This is a genomic window from Flavobacterium sp., assembly GCF_023151265.1.
Lineage (GTDB): Bacteria > Bacteroidota > Bacteroidia > Flavobacteriales > Flavobacteriaceae > Flavobacterium.
The window spans coordinates 1-6,560 of sequence record NZ_JAKLJH010000143.1 but is presented as its reverse complement, the minus strand read 5'-3'; the positions used below and the strand labels follow the sequence as shown (position 1 = coordinate 6,560).

General features: G+C 32.8%; 6 protein-coding genes and 1 pseudogene. 5 read left to right on the top strand and 2 right to left on the bottom strand.

From position 1 onward, the window contains the following. Positions 1-220 (top strand): annotated as a pseudogene (locus L6Q46_RS11785) (polysaccharide deacetylase family protein); the annotation flags it as partial. On the opposite strand, the gene L6Q46_RS11780 reads toward L6Q46_RS11785, so the two are convergent. After that, a complete protein-coding gene (locus L6Q46_RS11780; protein WP_026724375.1) occupies positions 217-513 on the bottom strand; it encodes a thioredoxin family protein in 297 nt (98 codons plus the stop codon). The pseudogene L6Q46_RS11785 and the gene L6Q46_RS11780 sit on opposite strands and share 4 nt — an antisense overlap. A gap of 75 nt (positions 514-588) precedes the next feature. Then, the gene (locus L6Q46_RS11775) at positions 589-1,818 is read right to left on the bottom strand and encodes a metallophosphoesterase (RefSeq protein WP_291284465.1); all 1,230 of its coding nucleotides are present in this window, start codon (positions 1,816-1,818) and stop codon (positions 589-591) included. Positions 1,819-1,942: 124 nt separating this feature from the next. Between L6Q46_RS11775 and polA the strand changes: the two genes are divergently transcribed. From polA to L6Q46_RS11755, 4 genes are all read left to right on the top strand, one after another. Further along, on the top strand, positions 1,943-4,795 hold the full coding sequence (gene polA / locus L6Q46_RS11770) for a DNA polymerase I (protein WP_291284464.1): 2,853 nt from the start codon (positions 1,943-1,945) through the stop codon (positions 4,793-4,795). Between the two features lie 99 nt (positions 4,796-4,894). Next, positions 4,895-5,785, top strand: coding sequence for a DUF5677 domain-containing protein (locus tag L6Q46_RS11765; protein ID WP_291284463.1), 891 nt, complete (start codon positions 4,895-4,897; stop codon positions 5,783-5,785). Positions 5,786-5,855: 70 nt separating this feature from the next. Further along, complete coding sequence (locus tag L6Q46_RS11760) at positions 5,856-6,110, top strand: autorepressor SdpR family transcription factor (RefSeq protein WP_111566189.1); 255 nt, start codon at positions 5,856-5,858, stop codon at positions 6,108-6,110. Positions 6,111-6,113: 3 nt separating this feature from the next. Next, positions 6,114-6,560 (top strand): DUF1648 domain-containing protein (locus L6Q46_RS11755; protein ID WP_291284462.1); only part of this gene is annotated, 447 nt, incomplete at its 3' end.

The window sequence follows — 6,560 nt, the reverse complement described above, 5'->3', positions numbered from 1 at the left end:
ATTAGGATACAAAATAATTATGTGGGATGTATTGAGTTATGATTTTGACTCAACCATTTCAGTAGAAAAATGCTTAGAAAATGTAATTTCAAATACAGAACAAGGAAGCATTATCGTATTTCACGATAGTTTAAAAGCAGAAAAAAATCTGAAATATGCACTGCCAAAAGCAATACAAATTTTAAAAAATAAGGGATTTGTTTTCGATGTGATTTCCTAGGCTTGTTCTTGCACTAAAGAAATCAAAGTGTTGGCATCAAGTTCACCGCTTTGTCTCCATACCATTTGACCTTCTTTATAAATCATTAAAGTAGGTAAGCCTTTAATACGAAGCGCCTCAGCTAATTCCTGATTTTTATCCACATCAATTTTAATTACACGCGCTTTGTCTCCTAAAGCAGCTGCAACATGACGAATTACTTCATTCATAGCTACTGAAGGTTCATTCCACTCTGTAAAGAAATCGATTAGTACAGGTACTTGAGCATCGATAAGTTCTCCAAATTTTGACATAAATTGCAATTTATTAGTATCAAAAATATTAATTCTCACACGAAAATAATATACAAATGTAGCATTTTTACTGAATTACGCTACTTTTTCTCCTTTTTTTAGTTCAATAACCGTTATTTCGGGCATAATTCCTACTCTACCAGGATAAGCATGAAAGCCAAAACCACGATTTACATAAATATATCTTCCTTCATTTTCATACAATCCAGCCCATTGCTTGTAAACATATTGTACCGGACTCCATTTTACCCAACCTGGAATTTCGATCCCAAATTGAAACCCATGAGTATGACCCGAAAGCGTTAAATGATAGTGATTGTCATCATGCTGAATTTTCTCATCCCAATGACTTGGATCGTGACTCATTACAATTTTGAAATCTTCTTTGTTTAAACCTTGTGAAGCTAAATTCAAATCGCCACGTTCTCCAAATTTTCTTCCCCAGTTTTCAACTCCAACGATTGCTAATTCTTGATTGCCTTTTTTGATTTTTACGTGTTCATTCAACAACAATTTGAAATCAATTTTATCATGAATCGCTTTAATTCCTTCAAAATTAGCTTGTTTTTCAGTTTGTGATTTCCAATCTATGTATTCGCCATAATCATGGTTTCCTAAAACAGAAAACTTTCCAAATTTCGGATTATAAATTCCTTTAAAAGTATCAATCCATGGATCCATTTCAGTTGCATGCGTATTCACAATATCACCTGTAAACAAAACCATATCCGAATTTTGCTCATTAATCAAATCAATTGCGTATTGAATTTTCTCAGCATCATCAAAACTTCCACTGTGAACATCCGAAATATGAGTAATCGTAGTTCCATCAAAAGCATCTGGTAAATCAGGGAAAAACAGCGTTTGTCTGATTACTTTGTAATTATATTTTCCAATGGTAATTCCGTATAAAAAAGAAGCAAACGGAATAGCAGCAATTCCTAAAGCAATCTGACTCACAAATCGCCTTCTTTCAGGTAAAAATCCTTCAGAACCACTTTTAGTTATAACACCAAATAATCCAGCAAAAAAGCGAACAATATCTTCTCCAAATAAAATAATCGTCAATAATAATTTTGGCACATATAACAACAACAATAAACCCATAGTCATCATGGTTTTTGGTGTTTGCCCTACACTTCTATCAAAATGATATAATTGATAAACGATATAAAATAAAGCGATTGCAGATGTTACATAATAGAAAACGAAAAACCATCTCGATTTAATCAAAGTCTTAAACGCCTGAAAAGCATAGATTTCCAGAATGATAACAAATACTAAAAAAACAATCCAACGAATCATTAGCTCTTTTTTTTTGCAAAGTAAGCAACAAGTTATGCAAATTGATGCTGCATTAAATGAATTTTAACAAAGTTTTTTTAAGCAAAGAATTGTACTTTTACATTTTTAATGAAAATTCTGAACAATGTCACAAAAACGTCTTTTTCTTCTTGATGCCTACGCGCTTATATTTCGTGGGTATTATGCTTTTATAAAAAATCCTCGTATCAATTCAAAAGGAATGGATACTTCGGCCATTATGGGATTCATGAATTCTTTGATGGATGTAATTAAACGCGAAAAACCAGATCATTTAGCCGTAGCATTTGATAAAGGCGGAAGCGATTATCGTTTTGAAATGTATCAAGAATACAAAGCACACCGTGACGAAACTCCAGAAGCAATTAAAATTGCGGTTCCCTACATTCAAGAATTATTGAAGGCAATGCACATTCCAATTATCGAAAAAGCAGGTTTTGAAGCTGATGATTTAATTGGAACATTAGCCAAACAAGCCGAAAAAGAAGGTTTTCAAGTATTCATGGTAACGCCAGATAAGGATTTCGCGCAATTGGTTTCGGAAAATATTTTCATGTACAAACCTGCCCGAATGGGGAATGACATCGAGATTTGGGGAATTCCAGAAGTCTTAGAAAAATTTGAAATCGAGCGCCCAGAACAAGTGATTGATTTCCTAGGAATGATGGGCGATTCTGCCGATAATATTCCGGGATTGCCTGGTGTGGGTGAAAAAACAGCTAAAAAATTCTTAGCAGAATACGGTACTTTAGAAAATTTATTAGCCAATACGCATCAATTAAAAGGTGCGATGAAAGATAAAATTGAAGCGAATAAAGAATTGGGAATTTTGTCCAAAAAATTAGCCACTATCCTACTCGATTGTCCGGTGACTTTTGATGCTGACGATTATGAATTATCAAAACCCGATGTGGAGAAAACCGATGCTTTGTTTCAGGAATTAGAATTCCGCCAAATGAAAGCGCAGTTTGATAAATTATTTGGTTCTGGAAAAGAGTATGACGAAATTGACAGCAATGGCAATACTTCTGAAATTCAACAACCAACAAAAAAAGCGCCAGTAAAAAAATCAAACGAAGACCAATTTGATTTGTTCGGTTTTAGTGATGAATCGGATGAACCAACTGCGAATCATTCCTATTATGCGACTTTAGAAAACACAACGCATTTCTACCAAATCGTTCAAGGCGATTTACCAGTAAAATTGTTAATGCAGAATTTATTGAATCAAACCTCTGTTTGTTTTGATACTGAAACTACTGGAATTGACGCTTTGAATGCCGAGTTAGTAGGAATGTCGTTCTCTTTCGAAAAAGGAAAAGGATTTTATGTTCCGTTTCCCGAAAATCAGGAAGAAGCACAGACTTTAATTGAAAAATTCCGACCATTCTTCGAAAATGAAAACATCGAGAAAATAGGTCAGAACATGAAATACGACTTGAAAATTCTTTCGAATTACAACATTCAAGTCAAAGGAAAATTGTTCGACACCATGATTGCACATTATCTGATTAATCCAGATATGCGTCATAATATGGATGTATTGTCGGAAACCTATTTGAAATATGCTCCAAAATCGATTGAAACGTTAATTGGTAAAAAAGGAAAAAATCAATTGACAATGCGTGATGTCCCTTTGGAAGACATTAAAGAATATGCTACTGAAGATGCCGACATTACCTTCCAATTAAAAGAACATTTCCAACCGATTTTAGAAAAAGTAGGGACTAAAAAATTGTTTGACGAAATCGAAATTCCATTAGTTCCAGTCTTAGCCGATATGGAAAAAGAAGGCATTCGTTTGGATGTAGAATTTCTAAAAAGTATGTCGGTTGACATGCAAAAAGAAATCGATGCTTTCGAACAACAAATCTATGAAACTGCGGGTGAGAAATTCAATTTGGCTTCTCCAAAACAGTTGGGCGATATTTTATTCGACAAACTAAAAATTGGTGGCGCGAAACAAAAGAAAACCAAAACCGGTCAGTATGCAACTGGTGAAGAAGTGTTGAGTTATTTAGCCAACGAACATCAAATTGTACGCGATATTTTAGAATGGCGTCAAATGGTGAAATTGCAAAGCACTTACATTGATGCTTTACCTAATCAAGTTGATAAAAAAACAGGAAGAGTGCATACCGATTATATGCAAACGGTTGCGGCTACTGGTCGTTTGAGTTCGAATAATCCAAATTTGCAAAATATTCCAATTCGTACCGAAAGAGGAAGACAAATTAGAAAAGCGTTCATTGCGCGTGATGAAAATTACACCTTACTTTCTGCCGATTATTCTCAAATTGAATTGCGAATCATTGCTGCTTTATGCGGTGAAGAAAACATGATAAAAGCCTTTCAAAATCACGAAGATATTCACAAAAGTACGGCTGCAAAAGTGTTCAATGTGCCTTTAGATGAAGTAACAAAAGAACAAAGAAGTCATGCGAAAACCGTAAACTTTGGAATTATTTATGGCGTTTCGGCTTTTGGATTGAGTAACCAAACCAACTTATCAAGAAAAGAAAGTGCCGATTTAATTGAAGCGTATTATCAAACGTATCCAAAATTAAAATCGTTTATGACTTCGCAAGTGGATTTTGCAAGAGAAAACGGTTATGTAGAAACCATTTCAGGAAGAAGACGTTATTTGAAAGACATCAACTCAGCCAATGCGATTGTTCGTGGTGGTGCGGAACGAAATGCGGTAAATGCGCCAATTCAAGGTTCGGCAGCCGATATTATCAAAATTGCGATGATTAACATTCACAAAAAACTGACTTCTGAAAATTGGAAATCAAAAATGCTATTGCAAGTACATGACGAATTAGTATTTGACGTACATAACTCCGAATTAGAAAAAATCCAACCGATGATCAAACACGAAATGGAAAATGCTTTCAAAATGGCCGTTCCGTTAGATGTAGAAATTGGATTGGGTAAAAATTGGTTGGAAGCGCATTAGGAAAGTGGTCAGTGTTCAGTAACAGTTGGCAGTTTGAATGGTTTTGTCATTACGCTAATTAGTGTAAATATTCACAATAAATAATTAAAATTAAAAGTTATGAACTCTAAAGTTTTTTTAGCTTTAAAAGAAGCTTCTAAAATTGATTCCATGGATGAAACAATTGAAGATATGAAGTTGATAACGCAAGCTTATGTTAAAATAATTCAGTCAATATATGATTCAAAACCTGAGCTTAAAGAAGGCGAAGTTTTTATAGAAACTCTTTCAATAAAAATATTTTTAACTACACGGAGTATCTTGGAATTGATTAATGGTATTAATGTTAGTATAACAGATAATCACGATAAGATAAAATTATTAGACTTTCCCTCAATAAACATTCTAACTAGATCAATAATAGAAGCATTTCTAACCCTTGAATATTTATTCTACAATGAATTAGAAGAAACAGAAAAACTATTTAGATTACACATATATAGGTTTTCAGGTTACAAAGCTCGTCAAGATTTTTTCGAAAAAAGACAAAATTTAGCAAAACACGTAACTGAAAAACTAGATACTGAAATAGAAGAGATGGAAAATTTATTAAATAAAATTGAATCTTCAGTTTATTATAAAGACTTAAAACAACAACATTTATGGAAACTTGATAAGTTTGGTTTACCAAGATTAAAAAGTTGGGCAGAATTATTAGATAAAAGTACTTTAAAAACCAATATATTTTCAACTTCATACAAACTATATTCAAATTATGCCCATTCTGAGTTTATATCATTAATTCAAATGAATAGTGTTGGTGCGCTAAATAAAGATTCAAATGACAATAATCTTGCCGTTATGAATTCTCTCAAAACAATAAAAATGATAAATTGTGTCTCTATAATACTACTAAAAGACAAATTTGAATGTACATCGAAAGCTTTTGAGAATCTTGAAGATGAACTAAAAGAAATCATCAAATTCTGGAAAGAATTTGCAACAGAATAAAAAATAACTTACTCAATCATTTTGCCATTTGAAATAATATTTAGATATTTGTCTAAATATATAAACAAGTATGAACGCAATTTTCAAAGCCTTAAACGACGAAACCAGAAGAGATATTCTGGAATTGCTGCGTAAACAGGAAATGACGGCTGGCGATATTGCGGACCAATTTCATATTTCAAAACCCAGTATTTCGCATCATTTGGATATTTTAAAACGTGCTGATTTAGTCACGAGCGAAAAAAAAGGACAATTTGTAGTCTATTCTTTAAACACTACAATTGTGGACGACATTTTAAAATGGATTATTACCCTAAAAAAATAAAGTATGGAAAAGTTTAAAAAAGAAATTCCGTTTTTAGCAATTGCTTTAATTCCTTTTGTTTATCTAATTTACATTTGGAATCGTTTGCCAGAAAAAGTTCCAATGCATTGGAATGGCGCCGGAGAAATTGATCGTTATGGAGATAAAAAAGAACTCGTTGTGACATTATTCATGCTAGTTGGAATCACCTATTTTGTTTTCCTAATTATTCCTTCTATTGACCCAAAACAAAAATTACAAAACATGGGCAACAAATTGAATAATTTACGAATGATTCTTACTTTATTAATGTCGGGTTTAGCAGTTTTTATTTTGTATAGTGTACAGCAGAAAACAAGTAATCCTAGTTTTGTACTTGCAATTATCGGCTTGCTTTTTGCATTCTTAGGTAATTATTTCAAAACCATAAAACCGAATTATTTCATAGGAATTAAAACACCTTGGACATTA

What these genes read in the sequence shown, in the direction of transcription:
- L6Q46_RS11780 (WP_026724375.1), bottom strand. Translation starts at nt 513, where the DNA reads ATGTCAAAATTTGGAGAACTTATCGATGCTCAAGTACCTGTACTAATC.
- L6Q46_RS11775 (WP_291284465.1), bottom strand. Translation starts at nt 1,818, where the DNA reads ATGATTCGTTGGATTGTTTTTTTAGTATTTGTTATCATTCTGGAAATC.
- polA (WP_291284464.1), top strand. Translation starts at nt 1,943, where the DNA reads ATGTCACAAAAACGTCTTTTTCTTCTTGATGCCTACGCGCTTATATTT.
- L6Q46_RS11765 (WP_291284463.1), top strand. Translation starts at nt 4,895, where the DNA reads ATGAACTCTAAAGTTTTTTTAGCTTTAAAAGAAGCTTCTAAAATTGAT.
- L6Q46_RS11760 (WP_111566189.1), top strand. Translation starts at nt 5,856, where the DNA reads ATGAACGCAATTTTCAAAGCCTTAAACGACGAAACCAGAAGAGATATT.